The 388-nt window shown below is 65.7% G+C and carries 1 pseudogene; it reads left to right on the forward strand.

The window, feature by feature from the left end:
* Positions 1-388 (forward strand): annotated as a pseudogene (istB, locus tag QJT78_RS52250) (IS21-like element ISFK1 family helper ATPase IstB); the annotation flags it as partial.

The following is a 388-nucleotide window of genomic DNA, read 5'->3' on the forward strand; positions in this document are numbered from 1 at the left end:
CTGACCGGAATGGCCAAGGCCTTCGAGGAGCAGCGCCGATCGCCCGATCTCGAAGCCCTGCCGTTCGAAGATCGCATCGGCCTGTTGGTCGACCGCGAAGCCGCCGAACGCGACACCAGGCGGCTCACCACGCGCCTCAAGATCGCCGCACTGCGCCAGACTGCTTGCGTCGAGGACGTCGATCTGCGCACCCCGCGGGGCATCGACCGCGCCGTTTTCGCCAAACTCGTCGAAGGTCGCTGGATCGATCGCCACGAGAATTTGCTCGTCACCGGGGCAACCGGCCTGGGCAAAAGTTGGTTAGCCTGCGCGCTCGGCCACAAGGCCTGCCGCGACAACCGATCAGTCCTCTATCATCGCGTTCCAAGGCTGTTCGAGGCGCTCGCGC

The sequence above is a fragment of the Bradyrhizobium sp. Mp27 genome, from assembly GCF_029953005.1.
GTDB lineage: Bacteria > Pseudomonadota > Alphaproteobacteria > Rhizobiales > Xanthobacteraceae > Bradyrhizobium > Bradyrhizobium barranii.